This is a genomic window from Lentilactobacillus dabitei (assembly GCF_019061365.1).
Taxonomy (GTDB): domain Bacteria; phylum Bacillota; class Bacilli; order Lactobacillales; family Lactobacillaceae; genus Lentilactobacillus; species Lentilactobacillus dabitei.
In genome coordinates this window covers 7,852-9,257 of record NZ_JAHPPD010000097.1, presented here as the reverse complement: position 1 = coordinate 9,257, position 1,406 = coordinate 7,852, and the positions used below count along the sequence as shown (strand labels likewise).

4 protein-coding genes are annotated in these 1,406 nt (G+C 37.3%); 3 read left to right on the top strand and 1 reads right to left on the bottom strand.

From position 1 onward, the window contains the following. Positions 1–125: 125 nt before the first annotated feature. Complete coding sequence (locus KTE19_RS11755; protein WP_217342356.1) at positions 126–281, top strand: hypothetical protein; 156 nt, start codon at positions 126–128, stop codon at positions 279–281. Here KTE19_RS11755 and KTE19_RS11750 read toward each other — a convergent pair. Beyond that, positions 278–487 (bottom strand): DUF3892 domain-containing protein, encoded by a 210-nt coding sequence (locus tag KTE19_RS11750; RefSeq protein ID WP_217342355.1) that lies wholly within the window; start codon positions 485–487, stop codon positions 278–280. The genes KTE19_RS11755 and KTE19_RS11750 overlap by 4 nt on opposite strands. A gap of 80 nt (positions 488–567) precedes the next feature. On the opposite strand from KTE19_RS11750, the gene KTE19_RS11745 reads away from it, so the two are divergent. Together KTE19_RS11745 and KTE19_RS11740 are read left to right on the top strand one after the other, a co-directional pair. Continuing rightward, positions 568–804, top strand: a complete 237-nt coding sequence (locus tag KTE19_RS11745) for an antA/AntB antirepressor family protein (RefSeq protein WP_375709281.1) — start codon at positions 568–570, stop codon at positions 802–804. 48 nt (positions 805–852) lie between these two features. Next, the gene (locus KTE19_RS11740) at positions 853–1,359 is read left to right on the top strand and encodes a hypothetical protein (RefSeq protein WP_217342354.1); all 507 of its coding nucleotides are present in this window, start codon (positions 853–855) and stop codon (positions 1,357–1,359) included. Positions 1,360–1,406: the final 47 nt, after the last annotated feature.

Here is a 1,406-nt window from a genome sequence, read left to right as displayed (position 1 = left end):
GACACGCTTAGATGAAGATTTTATAGATCTAACCGTAACTATCACCACCTTTAATGGAATAACTTCATTATCCCACTAAAGATGATGTTGGATTTAGTTTTCAAAGAACGAAAGGGGGTGATGGAATGAATGACGAAAAAAAACAGTCTATTCACCTAAGCGGGAAAGACTGTTCCAGCATTAACATCGTTAATCGTCAAAATGGCAACGAACTTATTGCAAGCATTTCGTTTAACGATATCATTCTAAAAAAAGGCTACGACATTATTTTCAAAGACTAATCAAGGTTGTTGTTGGTAGTGGAATCGGGTTTTGATACTGGGGTATCAATTCCATTGATCTTACGAACTTCGTAATTAGGGTATTTCCCCTGTCTAATCTTTTGAACAAATTGACTGCGCGTCATCTGCTTATGAGTTTGATTATCACGAAAGCTCGTATTTCTGCCGTTTTTATCTTGATTGGTAACTGAAACACGTTTTCCCATGTTGCCACCTCCTTTATGAAGATTATCTCATTAAAAGGTGGCGATAGCTTTAAATTTAAATGGACGAAAGGATGATTTTAATGAATGAACTAATTAAAACTTTCAAACAAAAAGATGGTTCTGTTGCTGTCGACGGTCGGGACTTGCATGACTTCCTCGAAGTTGAAACACCATATCGAATTTGGATTCAACGAATGATCGAATATGGATTTACTGAAAATGTTGATTTTGCGGGTTTTGAACAAAAAAGTACGAAACCTCAAGGCGGTCGCCCACAGGTAAATCATGCTTCTATCCTTGATTGTATTGTACTTTGACAAGTTGGAAATTAATTATCGGCTATTTACCGATTGGAGATGATGGGTATGTATAAAGAAGCAGTGCAACTAGATTTAGCTTTAAAAAGTTCCAAATTTAAATCACCACTAACTAAGTTGGCACATGAAATTCCTGCCAGCAAAGCTTCAATTAGTCGTTGGCGTCAAGGATTACGCAAGATGGACAACGATACGTTAAAACGAACTGCCAAGTTTGTTGATGATTGGTTTTACAAGTATTCAGCTGCTCGAGCTAATTACGATATCTTATCGTTTTTTAAAAGCAAACGAGTGCGTAATGGTTTGTTTGCAGCGCTGACCAATCAAGAAAAGCAGGAAGATGATCGTAAAGAGATCCAAGCAATTGCTTTTCAAAGCGCTTCTGTACCTCTCAACGAGCGTACTACTCAAGACTGGAAGAACATTGATGCCTTTAGTAAAGAATTTCCCGAAGAGATTAGTGCAGAAATAACTGAGTTCTTGGAATGGTGCCAATACAATGATATCGATCCTAAAGATCCAATTAAAGAATTTAACAAACAGTTTGGAGGCTAGGATATGAGTAAGCCTAGTGTTACCAATACGGAGCTACTTACCAAAAT

Bases quoted from the DNA above. Each gene is read 5' to 3' on its own strand.
- KTE19_RS11750 (WP_217342355.1), bottom strand. From the start codon at position 487: ATGGGAAAACGTGTTTCAGTTACCAATCAAGATAAAAACGGCAGAAAT.
- KTE19_RS11745 (WP_375709281.1), top strand. From the start codon at position 568: ATGAATGAACTAATTAAAACTTTCAAACAAAAAGATGGTTCTGTTGCT.
- KTE19_RS11740 (WP_217342354.1), top strand. From the start codon at position 853: ATGTATAAAGAAGCAGTGCAACTAGATTTAGCTTTAAAAAGTTCCAAA.
- KTE19_RS11755 (WP_217342356.1), top strand. From the start codon at position 126: ATGAATGACGAAAAAAAACAGTCTATTCACCTAAGCGGGAAAGACTGT.